This window comes from Actinoallomurus sp. CA-150999 (assembly GCF_050942425.1).
In the GTDB taxonomy this organism is placed as follows: domain Bacteria; phylum Actinomycetota; class Actinomycetes; order Streptosporangiales; family Streptosporangiaceae; genus Actinoallomurus.
Window position 1 is genome coordinate 591,682 of sequence record NZ_CP192063.1, and the last position, 19,415, is coordinate 611,096.

General features: G+C 70.6%; 18 protein-coding genes. 8 read left to right on the forward strand and 10 right to left on the reverse strand.

Translation table 11 applies throughout. The features are described 5' to 3' along the window. Positions 1-50: 50 nt before the first annotated feature. The 5 genes from ACQP2O_RS02945 to ACQP2O_RS02965 are packed head-to-tail and all read right to left on the reverse strand — an operon-like array spanning position 51 to position 4,884. The gene (locus ACQP2O_RS02945; RefSeq protein ID WP_433179648.1) at positions 51-755 is read right to left on the reverse strand and encodes a type 1 glutamine amidotransferase; all 705 of its coding nucleotides are present in this window, start codon (positions 753-755) and stop codon (positions 51-53) included. Continuing rightward, on the reverse strand, positions 752-1,708 hold the full coding sequence (locus tag ACQP2O_RS02950; protein WP_433179649.1) for a TIGR03619 family F420-dependent LLM class oxidoreductase: 957 nt from the start codon (positions 1,706-1,708) through the stop codon (positions 752-754). The genes ACQP2O_RS02945 and ACQP2O_RS02950 overlap by 4 nt, the downstream gene beginning before the upstream one ends. Beyond that, positions 1,705-2,553, reverse strand: a complete 849-nt coding sequence (locus ACQP2O_RS02955) for a fumarylacetoacetate hydrolase family protein (protein ID WP_433179650.1) — start codon at positions 2,551-2,553, stop codon at positions 1,705-1,707. Before ACQP2O_RS02955 ends, ACQP2O_RS02950 begins: the two co-directional genes overlap by 4 nt. Further along, positions 2,543-3,436 carry a catechol 1,2-dioxygenase gene (locus ACQP2O_RS02960; protein ID WP_433179651.1) on the reverse strand — a complete coding sequence of 298 codons (894 nt, stop codon included), beginning with the start codon at positions 3,434-3,436 and terminating at the stop codon, positions 2,543-2,545. The genes ACQP2O_RS02955 and ACQP2O_RS02960 overlap by 11 nt, the downstream gene beginning before the upstream one ends. Beyond that, entirely contained in the window at positions 3,424-4,884 is a 1,461-nt protein-coding gene (locus tag ACQP2O_RS02965; RefSeq protein WP_433179652.1) for an aldehyde dehydrogenase, read from the reverse strand. The genes ACQP2O_RS02960 and ACQP2O_RS02965 overlap by 13 nt, the downstream gene beginning before the upstream one ends. A gap of 128 nt (positions 4,885-5,012) precedes the next feature. Between ACQP2O_RS02965 and ACQP2O_RS02970 the strand changes: the two genes are divergently transcribed. Both ACQP2O_RS02970 and ACQP2O_RS02975 read left to right on the forward strand, forming a co-directional pair. Then, a complete protein-coding gene (locus tag ACQP2O_RS02970) occupies positions 5,013-6,476 on the forward strand; it encodes an aldehyde dehydrogenase (RefSeq protein WP_433179653.1) in 1,464 nt (487 codons plus the stop codon). 26 nt (positions 6,477-6,502) lie between these two features. Continuing rightward, entirely contained in the window at positions 6,503-7,219 is a 717-nt protein-coding gene (locus ACQP2O_RS02975; RefSeq protein ID WP_433179654.1) for a gamma-glutamyl-gamma-aminobutyrate hydrolase family protein, read from the forward strand. On the opposite strand, the gene ACQP2O_RS02980 is transcribed toward ACQP2O_RS02975, so the two are convergent. The 4 genes from ACQP2O_RS02980 to ACQP2O_RS02995 are packed head-to-tail and all read right to left on the reverse strand — an operon-like array spanning position 7,144 to position 10,895. After that, positions 7,144-7,947 carry an acetoacetate decarboxylase family protein gene (locus ACQP2O_RS02980; RefSeq protein ID WP_433179655.1) on the reverse strand — a complete coding sequence of 268 codons (804 nt, stop codon included), beginning with the start codon at positions 7,945-7,947 and terminating at the stop codon, positions 7,144-7,146. The genes ACQP2O_RS02975 and ACQP2O_RS02980 overlap by 76 nt on opposite strands. 10 nt (positions 7,948-7,957) lie before the next feature. Then, positions 7,958-8,671, reverse strand: a complete 714-nt coding sequence (locus tag ACQP2O_RS02985; RefSeq protein WP_433179656.1) for an SDR family NAD(P)-dependent oxidoreductase — start codon at positions 8,669-8,671, stop codon at positions 7,958-7,960. After that, positions 8,671-9,462, reverse strand: coding sequence for an SDR family NAD(P)-dependent oxidoreductase (locus tag ACQP2O_RS02990; RefSeq protein WP_433179657.1), 792 nt, complete (start codon positions 9,460-9,462; stop codon positions 8,671-8,673). The genes ACQP2O_RS02985 and ACQP2O_RS02990 overlap by 1 nt, the downstream gene beginning before the upstream one ends. Then, positions 9,462-10,895 (reverse strand): APC family permease, encoded by a 1,434-nt coding sequence (locus ACQP2O_RS02995; RefSeq protein WP_433179658.1) that lies wholly within the window; start codon positions 10,893-10,895, stop codon positions 9,462-9,464. Before ACQP2O_RS02995 ends, ACQP2O_RS02990 begins: the two co-directional genes overlap by 1 nt. Positions 10,896-11,065: 170 nt before the next feature. Here ACQP2O_RS02995 and ACQP2O_RS03000 point away from each other — a divergent pair, with 170 nt between their 5' ends. The 4 genes from ACQP2O_RS03000 to ACQP2O_RS03015 all read left to right on the forward strand — a co-directional run bounded on the left by ACQP2O_RS03000 (position 11,066) and on the right by ACQP2O_RS03015 (position 15,073). Further along, positions 11,066-12,358 carry a glutamine synthetase family protein gene (locus ACQP2O_RS03000; protein ID WP_433179659.1) on the forward strand — a complete coding sequence of 431 codons (1,293 nt, stop codon included), beginning with the start codon at positions 11,066-11,068 and terminating at the stop codon, positions 12,356-12,358. A gap of 39 nt (positions 12,359-12,397) precedes the next feature. Continuing rightward, the gene (locus ACQP2O_RS03005) at positions 12,398-12,904 is read left to right on the forward strand and encodes a MarR family winged helix-turn-helix transcriptional regulator (RefSeq protein ID WP_433179660.1); all 507 of its coding nucleotides are present in this window, start codon (positions 12,398-12,400) and stop codon (positions 12,902-12,904) included. Positions 12,905-12,983: 79 nt separating this feature from the next. Further along, positions 12,984-13,811 carry a phosphotransferase enzyme family protein gene (locus tag ACQP2O_RS03010; RefSeq protein ID WP_433179661.1) on the forward strand — a complete coding sequence of 276 codons (828 nt, stop codon included), beginning with the start codon at positions 12,984-12,986 and terminating at the stop codon, positions 13,809-13,811. Between the two features lie 365 nt (positions 13,812-14,176). Further along, the gene (locus ACQP2O_RS03015; RefSeq protein ID WP_433179662.1) at positions 14,177-15,073 is read left to right on the forward strand and encodes a tryptophan 2,3-dioxygenase family protein; all 897 of its coding nucleotides are present in this window, start codon (positions 14,177-14,179) and stop codon (positions 15,071-15,073) included. Positions 15,074-15,142: 69 nt separating this feature from the next. Here ACQP2O_RS03015 and ACQP2O_RS03020 read toward each other — a convergent pair whose 3' ends face one another. Beyond that, the gene (locus tag ACQP2O_RS03020; RefSeq protein ID WP_433179663.1) at positions 15,143-16,135 is read right to left on the reverse strand and encodes an NADP-dependent oxidoreductase; all 993 of its coding nucleotides are present in this window, start codon (positions 16,133-16,135) and stop codon (positions 15,143-15,145) included. Between the two features lie 280 nt (positions 16,136-16,415). Here ACQP2O_RS03020 and ACQP2O_RS03025 point away from each other — a divergent pair, with 280 nt between their 5' ends. Together ACQP2O_RS03025 and ACQP2O_RS03030 are read left to right on the forward strand one after the other, a co-directional pair. Then, positions 16,416-17,024, forward strand: a complete 609-nt coding sequence (locus tag ACQP2O_RS03025) for a TetR/AcrR family transcriptional regulator (RefSeq protein WP_433179664.1) — start codon at positions 16,416-16,418, stop codon at positions 17,022-17,024. 49 nt (positions 17,025-17,073) lie between these two features. Continuing rightward, positions 17,074-19,377 (forward strand): ATP-binding protein, encoded by a 2,304-nt coding sequence (locus ACQP2O_RS03030; protein ID WP_433179665.1) that lies wholly within the window; start codon positions 17,074-17,076, stop codon positions 19,375-19,377. Positions 19,378-19,415 lie beyond the last annotated feature (38 nt).

Genomic DNA, 19,415 nt, shown 5'->3' on the forward strand with positions numbered 1-19,415 from the left:
CGGGAGGATCCTCAACGCGTACGAGCATGCCGCCTGAGCTGCACGGACGACTATCGGGCGGGTTCCACCCCGATGTGATCGAGAAGCCGGTCCAGCAGACGGTACGCGCGGTCACGGGACGCTTCGGCGTGCTTCTCGGCCTGCGCCAGGATCTCGGCGGGGTCGAATCCCGCGGCGCTCACGGTGTGGCGGGTGTCCGGGGTCATCCAGCGGGCCACGATCTCGGGGGTGACTTCGGGGTGGAACTGCAGGCCGAGGGTTCGGCCGAGGCGGAAGGCCTGGGGGCAGACGTCGGTCCAGGCGAGCCGCTCGGCGCCGGGCGGTGGCTCGAAGCGGTCGTGGTGGGCCTGGTACCAGGGGCCGGGTTCGATCAGACCGGGGTCGGTCGTCTGGATGTCGGTGAAGCCGTGCTCGGGCCGGGCGGCGAGGCGGACCTGTCCGCCGAGGGCGAAGGCCGCCAACTGGCCGCCGAAGCAGATGCCGAGGACCGGTGTCCCGGCGTCGTGAGCGCGCCGCAGCAGGGCCAGTTCGGGCAGCAGCCAGGAGCCCAGACCCGCGATGTCGTACGCCGACCAGGGCGCGCCGAGCGGAAGGACGAGGTCGTACGCGGCGGGGTCCGGGAAGTCGGTGCGCGGCGGCCCGTGCGGCGGGACCACCAGCAGCAGGTCCAGGTCGTATCCGCGCTGGACGAGCCGGTCGCCGATGTGGCCGGGTGCGGTGAGGTGGTCGTGCTGGATGACGAGGGCGCGTTTCATGCGGTGAGCGCTTCCACCCGGCGGATGACGTCGCGGCAGAAGGCGGCGATGCCGTGCGGGTCGTCGATGAATTGGGAGGGCTTGATGCAGAAGGTGGTGTAGCCGGCCGCCATCCGCTCCGGGATGTCGGCCAGCGCCCGGCCGAGGTCGGCGCAGGAGCGCTCGTCGGGGAACACCGCGCGGGTGCCGCCGACCAGTTCCAGCTCGGACGGTTCTCGGCCCGCCGCGGCGAGGGCGTCGCCCAGCCGCCGCATCTCCTCGCCGGCCGGATAGCCGAGCGGGTTGAAGCCGTGCCCGTACCGGACCAGTCGCCGCAGCAGGGCGGGGTGCAGGCCGGCTCCGCCGAACCACAGCGTCGGCCCGCCGGGCCGGTAGGCCTTGGGTTCGAGGTAGATGTCGCGGAACCGGTAGTGCTCGCCCTGGTAGGTGGCGGGGGACTCCTGCCACAGCAGCTCCCAGCCTTCCAGGTGCTCGTCGAGCAGCTTCCCCCGCAGCTCGTAGGGCACGCCGAGCGCGGCGTACTCGTCGCGGCTCCAGCTGACGGTGGGGAGAACGATCAGCCGGCCCTCGGAGAGCAGGTCGAGGGTGCCGAGTTCGCGGGCGAGCAGGAGCGGGTGCCGGAGCGGCGCGACGATCGCGGCGGCGGCCAGGCGGAGCCGCGTGGTGACCGCGGCGATGGCGCTGAGCAGCACGACCGAGCTGGGCCATGGCGTGTGCGGGTCCTGGTTGCCGGGCAGCGCGTACTCGCGGGGATTGGCCATTCGGCCGGCGGCGCCGGCGTCCGGGCCGAGGACGATGTGCTCGCTGAGCATGACCGAGTCGAAGCCGGCGTCCTCGGCCTCCCTGGCCCACCGCACCAGCGTGCGCAGGTCGCGCCCGCCGGTCATGGTCCAGTTCTCGCTGAGCACCAGTTGCATCCGCGGCGCGGGCTCCTGATTCCGCGGCAGGGTCATCGGCGCGGGCTCCTGACTCCGCGCAGTTCCCAGTCGCCGCCGAGCGCGGTCGACCGTACCTCTTCCGATTCGGTGGGCTGGGCGCCGACCTCGGCACGGATGCCGGCAGGTCCGTCCACGATGTGGCTGCGGAGGGTGCCGAGCCCCTCGACGGAGACCTCGACGAGGTCGCCCGGCCGCACCGGGCGGGATCCGGCCGGGGTGCCGGACAACAGCACGTCTCCGGGCACGAGGGTGATGGTGCGGGCGATGTCGGCGACGAGGTAGCGCATGTCCCACTGCATCTCGTCGGTGGAGCCGTCTTGTACGACGGTCCCGTTGACGTACGTGCGCAGCCGCTTGCCGCGGAAGTCCCAGTCGGTGACCAGGCCGGGGCCGAGCGGGGCGAGGGTGTCGGAACCCTTGACCCGCAGCATCGATCCGGCGTCGGTGTCGCGGAAGTCGTGCAGGCCGAAGTCGTTGGCGATGGTGTATCCGGCGATGTACGCGTCGGCGTCGGCGGGGGCGACGTCGCGGCAGGTCCTGCCGATGACGATGGCGACCTCGCCCTCGTAGTTGAGATACCGGCAGCCGGCCGGGCGGACGACCGCGCCGCCGTGCGCGTTGAGCGCCGAGGTCGGCTTGTGGAAGTACGTCGGTGCGGCCGGCAGCCGGGTCTGGAATTCCTCGACGCGACTGCGGTGGTTGAGGTGCACCGCGATGATCTTGCTGGGCTCGACCGGCGGCAGGTGCACCGCGTCGTCGGCCTTGACCCGGCGGCCGTCGCCGGCCACCAGTTCGTCCCCGTGGCGTTCCACCTGGACGACCGCGCCGTCCAGCACGATGCGGCGGTACTCAGCGCTCATCGCCGGTCCATCCCTTCGCGGGCCGGTCGAACCAGACGTGAGCCTGGCCGGTGCCGACCGAGTTCTCGTACTCGCCGTACTGCCGGCCCGGGGCGGTGCACCGCTCCTCGCCGAGCGCGCCGATCATCATCAGGTAGTGGCCGAAGTGGCCCTCCGGTTTGACGGACAGGAACTCTGGCATGGTCTTCAGAACCAGGTCGTGGCGGCCGTCCCGGAGCCAGCGGAGCCGTTCCTCGTCGGCCGCCCGGGCCTCGGCGGTACGGACGTGCACCGGGTCGGCGGGCTCGTGGTCGCGGATCTGGCGGAGCGGCCAGAAGGTGTGCGACAGCGCCCCCGACGCGACCAGGAGCACCTTGCGGTCGGTGGCCGCGATGCCGTCGGCCAGTGCCCGGCCGAGCCGCAGGTGATCCTCGGTGTCGCCGGTCTGGCAGACGCCGATGGAGATCCAGCGCTTGTCGGGCAGGCCCTCGCCCAGGTATTTCCACAGGTTGACGGTGGCGTAGAAGATGGGCAGGTACGGGTCGTCGATCGGGGTGATCCAGGTGCCGTGGTCGGCGGCGTGGCCGGCGATGGCGTGCGCGAGCTCCGGGTCGCCGGGAAAGTCGTAGGGGACGCGGCACATACCGCGGGGCAGTTCCTCAGAGGTGTAGAGGCCGGCCCGCCGATCCTGGGCGGAGACGACGAACTCCACCGTGGTGGCCCAGTGCGAGTCGAGCACGACGACGGTGTCGTAGTCGGCGGTCTCGAAGACCTCGCGGCGCAGCCGGCGGAGTCCCTCGACGAGCGTGTAGTCGCGGCCGTTGTTGAGCTCCAGCCGGGTCTGGAGCGGGAGCATGACGCTCGGGGTGTGGGCGAGCAGGCCCGCTCCGGTTACTTCTCCCATGGCGCGGTCACCGTGTTCTTGAGGTCGCAGTAGAAATCGAAGCTCCAGTCGCCGCCCTCGCGGCCGACGCCGGACTGCCGGGCGCCGCCGAACGGGGCGCGCAGGTCGCGGACGAAGAAGCAGTTGACCCAGACGGTGCCGGCCACCAGCGCGGCACTGACCCGTTCGGCCCGTTCCGGCGAGCCGGTGGCCACCACCGCGGCCAGCCCGTACCGGGTGCCGTTGGCCAGCGCTACCGCCTCCTCCTCGGTCCCGAAGGTCTGCAGGGTGAGTACCGGGCCGAAGACCTCCTCGGTGAGGATCTCGCTGCCCGGCGGCATTCCGGTGAGCAGGGTGGGCCGGTAGTAGAGCCCGCCCAGGTCCGTGTTGGGCCCGCCGCCCAGCAGGGTCGCGGCGCCCTGATCGGCGGCCCGCCGGACGAAGCCGTCGACCCGGGCCAGATGGTCGCGGTGGATGTTCGGGCCGACGTCGGTGCCGGGGGCGCGCGGATCGCCCTGCACCAGCCCCGAAGCGCGGGCCAGGAATCGCTCGGTGAACTCCGCGGCGACGCCGTCGTGGACCAGCAGCCGGGTTCCGGCCAGGCAGACCTGCCCGGCGTTGTCGTACTGTTCCACCGCCAGGTCGACCGCCAGGTCCAGATCGGCGTCCTCGAACACCAGCAGCGGAGACTTCCCGCCGAGCTCGAGGCTGAGCGGGGTCAGGTTGGCGGCCGCGGCGGCGGCGATCCGCCGGGCCGTCGGCACGGAGCCGGTGAAGCTGATCCGGCTGACCGCGGGGTCGGCGACCAGCGCCGCTCCGGCCTCCGCGCCGTACCCCTGCACGACGTTCAACACCCCGGACGGCAGCCCGGCCTCGGCGGCGATGTCGGCCAGCAGCGACGCGGTCAGCGGGGACCACTCGGCCGGCTTGAGCACCACGGTGTTCCCGGCGGCGAGCGCGGGCGCGACCTTCCAGGTGGCCAGCATCAGCGGCGCGTTCCACGGCGTGATCAGCACGCAGACCCCGGCCGGATCCCAGCTCACGTGGTTGCGGTGCCCCCGGGTCTCGAAGTCCTCGTGGCCGAGCCCGAGCAGCCAATCGGCGAAGAACCGGAAGTTGTGCGCCACCCGGGGCATCACCCCGTTCCGGTGGGAGCGCAGCAGCGCGCCGTTGTCGGTGGTCTCCACCAGCGCCAACTCGTCGAGGCGCTTGTCGACCCCGTCGGCGATCGCGTGCAGGATCCGGGCCCGCTCGGCCCGGTCGGTGGCCGCCCAGCCGGGGAAGGCGACCCGCGCGGCCTCGATCGCGGCGGCCGCCTCGGCCGCGCCGCCGCGGGCCACCTCGGCGATCACCTGACCGTCGATCGGCGACACGTCCGGGAACGTGCTCGTCGAGGCGACCCGCTCACCCGCGATCCAGTGCCGGGTGTCGACCGGGATCCCGGCGACCACTGCGGCATGTTCGGACATCGGCAACTCCAACTTGTTCGGGATCAAACAATCTAGATGAGGCGTGCGCGAAACTCAATACGTGTACAAGGTCGCGTTCCATCTGTTGAATGTACGGACTATCGTTCGTATCCGAACAAGGAGTGACGATGACCGATGAGTGGCTGCGGCGGGCCGCCGCGCTGACCTTCCCCGCCGGGCACCACCTGGGCGGCGAGTCGAACGCCGGCACCGCCGGAACGTTCCCGGTCATCTCGCCGCGCGACGGCGCCGTGCTCACCGAGGTGCCCGACGCGGGTCCGGCCGAGGTGGAGTCGGCGGTACGGGCGGCCCGGCGGGCCTTCGACGACGGCCCGTGGCCACGGCTCGAGCCCGCCGAACGCGGCCGGATCCTGCTGCGGCTCGCCGACCTCGTGGAACGCGACCGGGACGAGCTGGCCCTGCTGATCAGCCTGGAGATGGGCAAGCCGATCAAGGACTCCCACGGCATCGAACTGCGCGCGGTCATCAACACGTTGCGCTACTACGGCGAGCTGGCCGACAAGCTGACCGACGAGGCGCCGCAGGCCGGGCCGGACGCGCTGGCGCTGGTCACCCGCGAGCCGATCGGCGTCGTGGCCGCGATCGTGCCGTGGAACTTCCCCCTGACCCTGGCCACCTGGAAGGTCGCGGCGGCGCTGGCGGCGGGTTGCACGGTGGTGCTCAAACCGGCCGAGCAGACGCCGTTGTCGGCGCTGCGGCTCGGCGAACTCGGCACCGAGGCGGGGCTGCCGCCCGGGGTGTTCAACGTGCTCGCCGCGCGCGGCCGGGCCGCGGGGATCGCCCTGGGAAAGAGCCCGGACGTGGACGTGGTCGCCTTCACCGGCTCCACCGAGGTCGGCCGGCACTACCTGCACTACGCGGCGGACTCCAACCTCAAGCGGGTGTGGCTGGAACTCGGCGGCAAGTCCCCCAACCTGGTGCTTCCCGACGCGCCCGACCTGGCCACCGCCGCGGCGACGGCGGCCTGGGGCATCTTCTTCAACTCCGGGCAGATGTGCACCGCGCCGTCCCGGTTGCTCGTGCACCGCTCGATCGCGGCGGAGGTGGTCGACGCGGTGGTCGAGCGGGCTCAGGCGATCCGGATCGGCGACCCCCTGGACCCGGCCACGGAGATGGGCCCGATCGCGACCGCCCGGCAGCTCGCCTCGGTCGAGGAGCACATCGCATCCGCGGGTGCCCGGCTGCGCACCGGCGGGCAGCGGCTGGACCGGCCCGGCTTCTATCTGCAACCCACCGTCTTCGATCAGGTGACGCCGGACATGGAGATCTGCCGGGAGGAGATCTTCGGCCCGGTGCTGTCCGTCCTCACCTTCGACACCCTCGACGAGGCCGTCGCGCTGGCCAACGACTCGGTGTACGGGCTGGCCGCCGGGCTGTGGACGGCGGACCTGTCGACGGCGCACCGGGTCGCCCGGCGGCTGAAGGCCGGCACCGTCTGGGTCAACTGCTACGAGGAGGGCGGGCTGAACGTGCCGTTCGGTGGTTTCAAGCAGTCCGGGAACGGCCGGGACAAGTCGCTGCACGCGCTGGAGAAGTTCACCGAGCTGAAGACCACGTGGATCGCCCTGTGACGCGGCCGCTGATCGCGATGCACCCCATGGATAGCCTGGTGACGCGGCCGCTGATCGCGATCCCGGCGCGGTTCTCCGCGTCGGCGTCGGCGCTGCGGTTCGCCGCCGAGGTGAACGCCCGGGCGCTGGTCGAGGCGGTGTACCGGGCGGGCGGCGAGCCGTTCACCATGCACCCGGCCGCCGACTCCGACGTGGCCGAACGGCTGGCCCGCTGCGCCGGTCTGCTGCTGCCGGGCGGCGGCGACATCGCGCCCCGGCACTACGGCGGCGTTCCGGACGACAGCGTGTACGACGTGGACGAGGAGCAGGACGCCTTCGACTTCGCGCTGGCCCGCCACGCCCTGGCCGTCGGACTCCCGACGCTGGCGGTCTGCCGGGGGCTGCAGGTGGTCAACACCGTGCTCGGCGGCACGCTGCACCGGGATCAGGGCGGGCACCGGCATGTCGTGCAGGACGCCGGCGTCGAGTCCGGATCTCTGCTCGCCGCCGTGGTGGGCGCGGACAAGGTCCGGATCTCCTGCTTCCACCACCAGTGCGTGGACCGGCTCGGTGCCGGCCTGGTGGTCAGCGCCCGGGCGGCGGACGGCACCGTCGAGGCGGTCGAACGGCGTACCGGCGCGGGCTGGTTCCTCGGGGTCCAGTGGCACCCCGAGGACCTGCCCGACGGTCAGGCCGTGTTCGCCGCGCTGGTGGCCGAGGCGAGCAGGGTGCCGCCGTTCCAGCAGACGCCGACCTGCCGGTAGTAGGCGCCGATCGGCTCCTCGATCCGCAGCAGCGACAGCTCCTCGGTCGGGGAGGCGAACAGCCTCAGGTCGGCGTCGGCCGCCCACGGAACACCGCCCTCGAAGGCGGCGGCACCGGATTCGACGAGTTCGTCCAGGGCCAGGCCCCTGCCGGGTTCGATGTGCGGCAGCCAGCGGTGGTGGGCCATCGGATGCGCGTTGACGAACCCGTTCGTCTCGGCCGGTTCGCGCAACGTGACGACGGCCTCGGCGAGCCGGCGGTCGGCGGCGGCCAGTGTCGCACCGAACCGGGCGCCCGCCTCGATCCGCGGCGCCGGCCCGTACGGGTGCGGCCGCGTCAGATGGATCGAGCCGAGCTTCTTCGGATAACCCTGGTGCAGACCGCGGGCGATCGCGAAGTCCTTGTCCACCCAGATGTAGACGCAGCGCGAGAACGTTCGGTCGCCGTACCGGCAGCGGACCACGGCGAAGCACTCCCTGTACTGGGAGCGCACCGGGTCCAGCAGTTCCTCCCGGGACTCGCCGCAGGACTGCCAGTCGGCCCAGATCAGCGCGACCGCGCCCGGGTCCTCCTCGGCCAGGGTGAGCGGGGCCGGCAGCAGCTCGGCGATCCGGGCCGGATCGGTGCGGTACTCGATGGTGAGCAGGTCACCGGAGTAGTACCACGGTGGTGAGGGGACCAGCGCCGAGCGTCCGGTCGCGGACTTGGGTGGGAAGAAGCCCTTCATCGAAAGCCTTTCAGGCGGGGAACGAGGACTTGGCCAGGCCACCGAAGTCCAGGAGCTGGGCGGTGCCGTTGATCCCGGCGGAGACCGGGGCGGCCAGATAGAGAATCGAGCGGGCGACGTCGGCCGGCCGGTGCACCGGGACCGGGAGCGCGTCGAAGGCCGCGCCGAGATCGGCCCGGGCCATCGGGGTGTCGACGATGCTCGGGCACACGCAGTTGACCCGGACCCGGGCCGCTTCCAGGTCGACGGCCAGCGCCCTGGTGAGCATGACCACGCCGCCCTTGGCCGCGCAGTACGCGACCATCCCGGGTGCCGCGACGAAGCCGGAGTCGGAGGCGACGAACACGATGGCCGGGGCGGAACTCGCCGCCATCGCCGGGGCCGCGTGCTTGGCGAGCAGGAACTGCCCGGTCAGGTTGACCTCGACGGTGCGGGTGAAGTCGTCGCGCGTGATGTCGGTGGCGGGCACCCCCATCGGACCGGAGATCCCGGCGCAGCCGACCGCGATGTCCAGTGGCCCGGCGGCGGCCACCGCCTCGCGTACCGACGCCTCGTCGGTCACGTCGCCCCGCACCCAGCGCACCGGCAGATCGTCCGGCCCGGCCGCCCGGTCCAGCACCGTGACCGCCGCGCCCTCGGCGAGGAAGGCCTCCACGGTCGCGGCGCCTATCCCGCTGGCACCGCCGCTGACCAGCACCGACCGACCGGACAGATGCAGCTCCATCAGGGCCTCCGCGGGGTGAGCCGGACCTCGAACGGCACGGTGCCCGGGTCGATCACCGTGGTGCCGCCGTCCACGGTGAGCACCGCGCCGTTGACCGCGGACGCGGCGGGCCCGGCCAGCCACCAGATCGCCTCGGCGACCTCGGCGGGCGCGGCCGGCCGCCGCTGCGGCGACAGCCGGGTCACCTCGGCGTAGGCGTCCGGTACGGACAGGCCCTCCGGTTCGCCGAACTCGCGCATCTCCATGTCGGCCATCTCGGTGCGCACCCAGCCGGGGCAGACGGTGTTGGCGCGGACGCCGCGCGGGCCGAACTCCACCGCGATCGACTGAGTCAGCATCGTGACGGCGGCCTTGGCCGAGGCGTACGCGACGGCCCCGGCGGGCGCTCGGAGCGCCGCGATCGAGCTCACCGTCACGAGCGCGCCCCGGCTTCGTACCAGGTGCGGCATGGCCGCCCGGGCCAGCCGGAAGACCGCGGTCAGGTTGGTCTCCAGGCTGTCTCGCCAGCTCTGCTCGGACACCTCCAGCAGGCCGCCGCTCCGCATCACGCCGGCGTTGGCGACCACCGCGTCGACCCGGCCGTACGCCTCCAACGCGGCCCCGACCAGGGCCTCCGGTGCGCCCGGGGTGGTCAGGTCGGCGGCGTGGACCAGGGCGCCGGTACGCTCGGCGACCTGCTCGAGTGCGTCGCGACGGCGGCCCGAGATGACCACCTGGGCCCCGGCGGCCGTGGCGAGTTCCGCCACGGCCGCTCCGATCCCACTTCCCCCGCCAGTGACGATCAAGACCATTACGGGGCCACCTGCTCGCGGACCGGGACCTCGCCGGTCACCGCACCGCCCTTGACCACGAGAGCCGCCACCACGGCGACCAGTACCGATGCGATGGCCAGGTAGCTGGCGGTCAGCGTGGGCTGCGGCACCTTGTAGATCGACCCGAACACCGCACCGCCGGTGATCAGCGCGGCCAACACCGAGCAGCTCCAGACCTGCACCGGTCTGCCCAGGTCGCGCAGGCCACGTGGGGCGCCGACGGCCATCGCCAGATAGATCGCGGCCAGACAGAACACGCCGTACGCCGACAGCCAGCCGTACCAGGGCCCATAGCCCGACGCGCCCGCCGGCGCGACCAGCTTGGGCGCGATCTGAGACGCCACGACGCACAGCAGGTAGACCGCACCGGTCAGCGCCGTCGCCCCGACCGGAGTGCCGCGCCGGGCCGACTCGCGGGCGAGCCTCGCGGGCAGCCAGCCGTCCTTGGCCATGGTCTGCAGGCCACGGCCGACCGAGACCGAGACCCCGATGTAGACCGCGAGGAGGTCGAGCATCACCATCACCGCGACCAGATCGCCCAGCCAGCTCGCCCCGTAGGCGTGACCGCTGGCCAGAGTGACCAGCGGCGACCCGGCGGCGGCCTGCTGCATCGCGTGGACATCGAAGTGGAAGCCCGCGACCTGGGCGTACGTGCCGAGCAGGAAGAACGCCGAAGCCACTGCCAGGGAGATCAGCACCGCCCGGGGAATGTGCCGCTCCGGGCTGCCGGTCTCCTCGGCCAGGTTGGCGGCGGCCTCGAAGCCGGTGAACAGCAGCACCCCGTACAGCACCGCGAACAGGATGCCGGCCCACCCGTCGCCGGACGACGAGGGGCGGAACGCCTTGACGCTGTTGCCCGAGCCGGTCTTGACGATGACATAGAGGAAGAACAGCGTCAGGACGGTCATCGACACCAGGGCCAGCACCAACTGGGCCCGGGTGGACACCTGGACGCCCACGTGCACGACCACCAGCAGCCCGGCCAGCAGACCCAGCTGCCAGACCAGGGTGGGGATCGCGTCGAAGCCCAACCGGGCCTTCAGCGTGTCGTGCACGAAGCCGCCGACGAAGACCGCGATGGCGGCACCGAGGATCATCACGCCGGAGTAGTAGACGTACCCCGCCGCGGCACCCGCCTTCTCTCCCAGGCCCAACGTCACGTAGTTGTACAGGGACCCGGCCGCCCGCACCCGCCGGGCGTAGGCCGACACCAGCCAGCCCAGGGCGAACATGCCCACCGCGGCCAGGACGACCGCCAGCGGCGCCGCCGAGCCGGCGCCCTTTCCGGTGGCGTTGAGGCCGATCAGCAGCCCCAGGACGATCGTGCCGGAGAAGACCGGGCCCATGAAACCGACGGATTGGGCGACGACGTCGAGGAGCGAGAGCTTCGCGTGCTTAGCGGGTGGTGACATCAACCACTCCAAGGGGTCACTGCGCCGGGGCGCAAATCGTTTGGTCCCGTACGGTAGACGGCGCATGGAGTGCTGACAAGGGATTCTCGCGGGTAGATTCCCAGCAAGAAGGTTGTCATCGCCGAGCTCGAATCCCATACTGTTTGGAACCAAACACCTGGAGGCGTTGCATGCCGTCCATCGACACCCGGGACGCCGATCTCGTCCGCGTGCTCTGGAGCGATCTGCACGGAGTGCCCCGAGGAAAGGACATCGCGGCGGCCGAGCTGCGCAACGTGGCCGAGACCGGGCTGGCGTTCTGCCAGGCGCTGATGGTGACCGACCTGAGCGCCGAACCGCTGGACGTCGCCGAGTCTTCCGGACGTGGCTGGCCGGACGGGCTGGCGGTGCCCGATCTGGACACGCTGCGCTTCCCCTCTCACGCGCCGGGCTATGCGATCGTGCTGGCCGACGTCCTCGACCCGGTATCGCGCAAACCGCTGGACGTGTCCCCGCGCGACCTGCTCCGCGCCCAGGTGAGCCGGTTCACCGAGCGCGGACTGCACCCGGTGGCCGCTCCGGAGCTGGAGTTCTACGTCTGCGCGCCGGATCAGCAGGCGCCGCACCGGTGGGTGCGCTACCTGGACCACGACTCCGCAGGGTACGTCGTGGGGGGTGCCTATGACCCGTCTGGCCTGCTGCCGGACCTGCTGCGACACTGCCGGGCCCTGAACCTGGGCACGATCGGCGGCTTCCACGAGTACACCGGCGGCCAGTTCGAGATCAACCAGGTGCACTCCGCCGCGCTCGACGCCTGCGACCGTACCTTCCTGTTCAAGCACGTCGTGAAGGAGGTCGCGGCCGGCCACGGGCTGCGGGCCACCTTCATGGGCCTGCCCTTCACCGGCCGGTCCGGCAGCGGCGGCCACATCCACCTGTCGCTCACCGACCCGGAAGGACGCAGCCTGTTCGCCACCGCCGACGGCGGCCTCAGCGACCTCGCACTGGCGTTCCTGGCCGGCATCCTGGAGCACGCCGCCGGGCTCACCGCGATCCTCAACCCGTCGATCAACGCCTTCAAGCGGCTCCGGGCCGGGGCGCTGGTGCCCCGCGACGCCGGCTGGGGGCTCGACGACCGTACGGCGCTGGTGCGGGTCCCTCCCGAGCGCGGGGCCGGCACCCGGCTGGAGACCCGCGTCGGTGACGGCATCCTCAACCCCTACCTGGGAGTGGCCGCGCTGCTGGCCGCCGGCCTGGACGGCATCGACCGGCAACTCGCCCCGCCCCCGGCACGCGCCTCCGGAGCGCCGCTACCGGAGTCGCTGGCCGCCGCCCTCACCGCCCTTGAGCAGGACAAGGCACTCGGCGAGGCGCTCGGTGGCCGATTCGTGGAGCTGTTCACCGCACTCAAGCGGCAGGAGATCGACCGGTACGAGCGGACCGTGACGGACTGGGAGTTTCACGAGTACTCCTGGCAGCTCTAACGTGACACCAACATCCCGAACCACGGCGAGAGGGCGACGTTGACCGGCCATCACACACTGCGGAACACCGAGGACGCCATCAGCAGCCGGCTCGGCGACCTCAACCTCGACTTCGAGGCCATGTGGGCGGTGTCGAACATCTACCGGGCCTCCGCCGCCATCCGCAACCACCTGGAGCAGACCGTGCTCCGCGGCACCGGGCTCACCTGGACCGGATTCGTCGTCCTGTGGGTCGTCTGGATCTGGGACGAGAGCGAGACCCGCCACGTCGCCGAGGAGGCCGGCATCTCCAAAGGCACCCTCACCGGCGTGATCAAAACCCTCGAGTCCTACCGCTACGTCAAACGCGGCCCCCACGCCACCGACAAACGCCGCGTCATGCTCTCCATCACCCCGACCGGCGACCGCCTCATGCGCACCCTCTTCCCCGAGTTCAACAAGGAAGAGGCCTTCGTCGTCAAGCAGCTCGACAGCACGCAGCGCCAAGACCTCGCCGGCTCCCTCCGCGCCATCGTCCAGCACCTGGAACAAACCGCCAGAGAGTGACCGGCGCGCAGAGCCACCAGCCGGCGTGACCGATCTCGCCGTCCACGTCAGCCTGGCACTGATGTGACAGAGGAGTCTTGTGACAGAGCGGGGACGAGACCAGGGCGTTGAGCCGCTGACGGGCGATGGCGTCACCCCCGGCATCGTGCGGATCGGCGACACCGTTCGCCGCCCGGTCCGCCCGTTCACCGCCACGATCCAGACCTACCTGGCCCACCTGCACCAGGCCGGATTCGCCGCAGCACCCGTTCCCTTCGGAATCGACGAGCAAGGCCGCGAAGTACTGTCCTTCGTCCCCGGAGACGTTCCACGAGAGCCCCTTCCCGCCGAAACCGCCGGCGAGGACGTCCTTGTCGCACTGGCCCAGCTCATCCACCGGTTGCATGACGCCGCACAGGGCTGGGTTCCCCCTCCCGACGCCACCTGGGGAGGCATTCCCGGATCCGACACCGTCCCCATCGGACCGGTGGACGGGGAACCCGAACTCGTCGGCCACCGCGACTACTGCCCCGGCAACGTCGTCTTCCGTGACGGCCTGCCCGCAGCCCTGATCGACTTCGACCTCGCCCGCCCGACCACGCGGCTCTACGACATCGCCAACGCCCTCTACTGGTGGGTGCCCCTGCTCGATCCCCGCGACAGGGCCCCGGCCTTCACCGACCTCGACGCCTCCCACCGGGTAACCGTCTTCGCCGACGCCTACGGAATGACCGCCCGGCAACGCCGTGAGCTGGTGCCCCTGGCCACCCGGATGGTTCACCGCTTCCACCTGACCGCCCGCGCGGCCGCCGGCGTCGACCCGGTGTTCCACCGCCTCTGGGAACAGGGCGTCAAGGACCGGATGCCCAGAGCCGAAGCATGGCTCGCACACGCGGGCCCCGCCATCGCCGCCCGACTCTGTTTCTGAAGGAGGCTTCCTCGGTCGGGGAATCAGCGGAACACGCCGCGATGGTCCATTCCTTCTCTGCCTGCAGAAATGCAAGGGCTTTTACTCGCTGTGATCTTTGGGGACCAGAACACAACCTTTCTGGTTGATGATCGCACGCCGCAGTCGTGCTGTCCTAGAACGGCTTCACCTCCTTGGCGCCATGGGCTGGGCACTGAATCCTGCTGCGCGGACGAACTGCGGGATGCGGAAATCCGCGCCGTACTCGGCTATGGGTTTTCGAGTCCAACCCCGCCGCACCGCCGAATGACTCTGACGGGAAACCCTGGTGACAACTGAAACCCACGGCGACCACCGGACCGAATCCGCGATCGAGTTGATCTTTAATGGAGCGTGAGGCGGCGATCGGCCGGATCGGGGGCTACCGGTCCTCGGTCGAGCCGGAGCGCGGGGAGGCCGAACAGGGTGAGTCGCTGCTCGGTTTCACCGGTGACCGGGGCGATGAGGGCGGTATGCCCTGCGTCGGTTATCGCGATGTCGAGGTCCTGCTGGGCCTGCGGTATCCGCGTACCGATCAGTGGGCGGAGTTGTCGTTCTATGCGACCGGGAAGGTGCAGGAGCTGTTGTTCAAGCTGCTGTTCACCGAGGTCAATTGGGTGCGGGATCTGTTGCTGGATGACGTGGTGGGGTCTGCTCTGTGGCGTCTGCGTCGTGTCGGGCACGTTCAGCGGATGCTCATCGCCTCCTGGGAGCAGCTGAGCTCGGTCACGCCTGCGGAGTTCGCGACGCTGCGGGACGAGTTGGGGGGTATCGCGTCGAGGTCACAGTCTCTGGCGTACCGCTCCTTCTGGCACCGGCGGCTGGAGTTCGCACTCGGTGGTAAATCGCCGGAGATGGTCGCGGCGTACGCGGCGGTGCCCCGGCTTCACGCCGTGATCGAGGCGACGCTGCGGGAGCCGAGTCTGTACGACGCGGTACTGGCCCTGTTGCGGCGCAAGGGCGCGGACATCCCCGTGGGATGCGTCGAACGTGACATCACCCGGCCGTACGAGCCGCATCCCGCGGTCGAGCGGGCGTGGGCCGAGATCTACCGCGAGGCGAGCGGGGAGATGTACTCACTGGCCGAGGCGCTGACCGGGCTGGACCATCGGTACGCCCACTGGCGCACCACCCATCTGCTGACCGTGCGACGCCTCCTGGACCACACGCCAGAAACCGGCCGCATTCCGAGCGCCGAACACCGGTTCTTCCCCGAGTTGCGGGCCGCCCGCTCGAAAGCATGACCCTCCGTACACCGGATGCCGTTCATCGGTGACGCGGTTCCGGCGCCCGTTGGGCGCCGGAACCGTGGCTCAACGGCTGACGACGGTCGGGTCCTCCCCGGTGTTGGCGGGTAGCAGTACGAGCTTGCCTCGGGGGTGGCCGCTCAGGCTGATCTCGAGTGCGGTGCGCCAGTCGTCGAGAGGGAAGGTGCGGGAGACCGGGATGGTGAACCGGCCATCGGCGGCACGCCGGGCGTACTCGCCGAGCACGTCGTGGCGCATCCCCTGCCCTAGATCCTCGTCGAAGCTGGTACGGACTCCGAGTTCCGCGGCCGTGGCGAAATCGCTGCAGGTGAGCACGCGGCGAGGATCACTCTCCGCGATCCGGACGAGGTCGGGCAGCACACCGCTGACCGGTGCGGTGTCGAAGATCAGGTCCACCGGTCCGCCGGCCGCCTTCGTGACCCGCTCGACCATTCCGTCTCCGTAGGAGGTGACGGTGGCGCCCAGTGCGCGGAGGCGTTCGGCGTGGGTGTCGCCGGCGGTGGCGAGCACCCGGGCGCCGCGGATCAGGCCGATCTGCACGGCGGCGAATCCGACCGTCGTCCCGGCGCCGTGCACCAGCAGCGTGTGGCCGGAGGTGACGCGCAGGCCCTCGAGGTGCCGGTAGGCGGTCTCGACCGCCATCGGCAGCGCGGCCGCCTGCACGAGGTCGAGCCCGGCGGGAACGCGAGCCCAGTTGGTCATGACCGCGAAGTCGGCGGCGCCGGCGCTGTGCCCGTCGGCGTAGTCGGCACTGCCCAGAACGGGGTCGCCGATGGCGACGTCGGTGACGCCGTCGCCGATCGCGTCGACGGTCCCCGACACTTCGAGACCGATGCCGCGTGGAAGCGTTCCGGGGAACAGTCCGCGGCACAGAGCCCAGTCGGCCGGGTTCAGCCCGCACGCGTGCACGGCCACGCGGATACGACCTGGGCCGGGATCCGGTATGGCGACCTGCTCCATCCGCAGCACGTCGGTCGGCTCTCCGTAATCGTGGAAGCGGATTCCGTTCATGGTGGCGCTGGAGGCAAGGTCATTCATGCGCTTCTCCAATAACAGGTCTCGAAGGCTGACGCGAGGGTTGGCCAGATGGCAACGGACATCACGCCGACCTGCCGGGACGTGGGCCGGGCAGGGCGAAGCGATCGCCGATCTCAGGAACGAGCCGGTAGCGACAGAGACTGTCACTACCGCTTGAGGCTAGCACGTAGCGTCAGACTCTGTCGCTACGTGATTCGGGCAGCGGAGTGCGCGAGGGCCCCGGCCGCCGGGCGCGCGGCCTTAACGTCAGGCACTGTCACTACAGTCCTATACTGGTGAGATGCCCCGCGATGGAGGACCTGCGCGCCTGCGCCTTCGGCAAGCAGCCCTCGACCTCTACGAGCAGCGTGGCTTCGACCAGGTCACCATCGCCGAGATCGCCGCCCGGGCCGACGTCACCGAGCGCACCTTCTACCGGCACTTCGCCGACAAGCGTGAAGTCCTCTTCGAAGGTGAAACGGCCCTGCGCGAGACGTTGGTCACCGGCGTGGCCGGCGCACCCCGAAACCTCGCGCCGCTCCCCACGCTGCTGTGGGCCTACCGCTCCGCCGTGCCTCTCCTCAAGGGCAACCGACGCTTCTCCGAACCGCTGCAGCGCGTCATCGCCGCCACCCCGGCCCTCCGCGAACGGCAACAGGCGAAGACCGCCATCCTGACCGAGACCCTCACCACCGCGCTCCAGGACAGGGGCACCCCAGAACCGACGGCCGCACTGACGGCCAGGGTCGGCATGGCGATCTTCAGCCACGTCGCCGCCATCTGGCTCCTTCACCCCCACAAAGACCTCGACAGACTCGTGTCCGACACCTTCGAAGATCTGCAGGCGCTCACCGCACCCCTAGGCGTCGGCGGACCCGAGGAGCACGCGGACGTCGCGGTTCAGGGATGAGATGGTGGAGCGTAGGCCGGGTCAAGGGAAAGGAAACCTTCCGGCGGAGGTGACGAGTTTTGTGGGCCGCCGCAAGGAGGTGGCTCAGGTGCGGCGCATGTTGGGGGATGCGCGGTTGGTGACTCTCGTCGGCACCGGGGGTGTGGGCAAGACCCGGTTGGCCCTGCGAGTGGCCGGGGAGGTGCGGCGGGCGTTCCCGGACGGGGTGTGGCTGGTGGAGTTGGCCGCGCTGGAAAGCCCGAAGCTGTTGGCCGAGACCGTGGTCGACGCGCTGGGGATCCATGACCGTTCTGCGCGGTCGGCCGTGGAGGTGCTGCTGGGGTTCCTGCACGACAAGCGGGCGTTGGTGGTGCTGGACAACTGTGAGCATCTGTTGCGTGAGTGTGCGGTCATCGCCGATGCGGTGCTGCGTGCGGCACCGGAAGTGCGCATCGTCGCCACCAGCCGGCAGCCGTTGGTCATCGACGGTGAGCGGTGCCTGCCGGTGCTGCCGCTCCCGCTGCCGGGCGATCATGATTCCGCTGAGGCGCTGATGCGTAGTGACGCGGTACGGCTGTTCGCCGAGCGTGCCGCGGCGGCGCGACCGGGGTTCGCCGTCACCGCCGGTGACGGCGAGGCGGTGGCGCGGATCTGTCAGCGGCTGGACGGCATCCCGCTGGGGATCGAGTTGGCCGCTGTGCGGTTGCGGTCGTTTTCGCTCAAGCAATTGGTGGATCGGCTGGATGATCGGTTCCGGTTGCCGGCCGGTGGGCCGCAGATGGCGCTGGCGCGGCATCGGACCTTGCGGGCGCTGATCGATTGGAGTTATGAGCTGTGCAGCGCCCAGGAGCGGTTGTTGTGGGCGCGGGTCTCGGTGTTCGCCGGCGGCCTGGATTTGGAGGCCGCTGAGGCGGTCTGCGTCGGCGAGGGCATCGATCGGCACGACATTTTTGATCTGCTGGCCGGGCTGGTGGACAAGTCAGTGCTGATTTGCGAGGAGCACGCGGGTAGGGCGCGGTACCGGATGTTGGAGACCATCCGCCAGTATGGCCGGGATCGGCTTGTTGAATCGGGGGAGGAGCAACGGCTGCGGTACCGGCACCGCGACTGGTTCCTGCGGCTGGCCGAACATGCCGAGGCCGACTGGTTCGGCCCGCACCAACGAAGCTGGCTCGCCCGGCTGGCCCCCGAACACCCCAACTTCCGCACCGCTCTGGACTACTGCCTGACCGCCCCTGGCCAGGCCCGAGCCGGGCTACGCATCGCCAGCGCGCTGTGGATCCATTGGCTGAACAGCAGCCTGCTGGGTGAAGGCCGGCAGTGGCTGGACCAGGCCCTGGCCTTGGACGCCGAAGCCTCCACGGACCGAGCCAAGGCTCTGCGGGCACACGCACTACTCGCCGTCGCGCAAGGGGACACAGAGACCGGAACCGCCCTGCTCGACCAGAGCCGCGCCCTGCTCAGGGAGCGCGGAGACGAATCGGGCCTGATGCACACCAACGGAGTGGAAGCCTTGGCCGCCCTCTTCGGCGACGACCTGCCCCGGGCCAGGGCGCGAGGCGAGGAGATGCTGGCGCGTTCCCGTGCTCTGGGCGAGGTGGACGAGCTGGTGATGTCGGGCTGGACCCCTCTGGTGCTGGCGACGGGCTTCCTCGGGGAGACCGAGCGGGCGATCGAACTCTGCCAAGAGGGCATCGCACTGTGCCGGGCGCATGGGGAGAACTGGTCCCTGACCCACCTGCTCCAGGCCTATGCCCTCGTTCTGAGGAGTCAGGAACCGCCGAACCCGGAGCGGACCCGGCAGGCCATCACCTCCCTGCAGGACGCCTTGCGCATCCACCGGGGGCTCAACGACATCTTCGGCGTGATTCCCGCCATCGAGTACCTGGGCTGGTCTCTCATCGCCGATGGGGACGGCGCGCGGGGTGCGCGGCTCCTGGGCGCCGCCCAGCGGGCATGGCAGGACATCGGGGGATACCTGTGGAGGTCCGAGTACTTCATCGCCCAGCATGACCGGTATGTGACCCAGGCTCGTGCGCTACTGGGCGAAAAGACCTACGACGCGGAGTTCCACCGCGGCACTGGCATGACCCTTGAGCAGGCCGTCGCCTACGCCGTGAAAGAACCCCTCTCGCCAGGGGAAGGGGCCGAAAGGCCGGAGCCGGAGCCGCTGACCCGCCGCGAAGCCGAAGTCGCCCGGCTCGTCGCCCAAGGGCTGAGTAACAAGGAGATCGCGGCCAGGCTGGTCGTCGCCTCCCGTACCGCCGAGGGACACGTCGAGCGGATCCTGGCCAAGCTCGGCTTCACCTCCCGTACGCAAATCGCCGTCTGGGTCCACGCACAAGAAGCCGAGCAGAGCGACAGAACAGTGTGAGTCACGAAGTAGGTCACCGTGGGGGCCGTGTCCGGTTT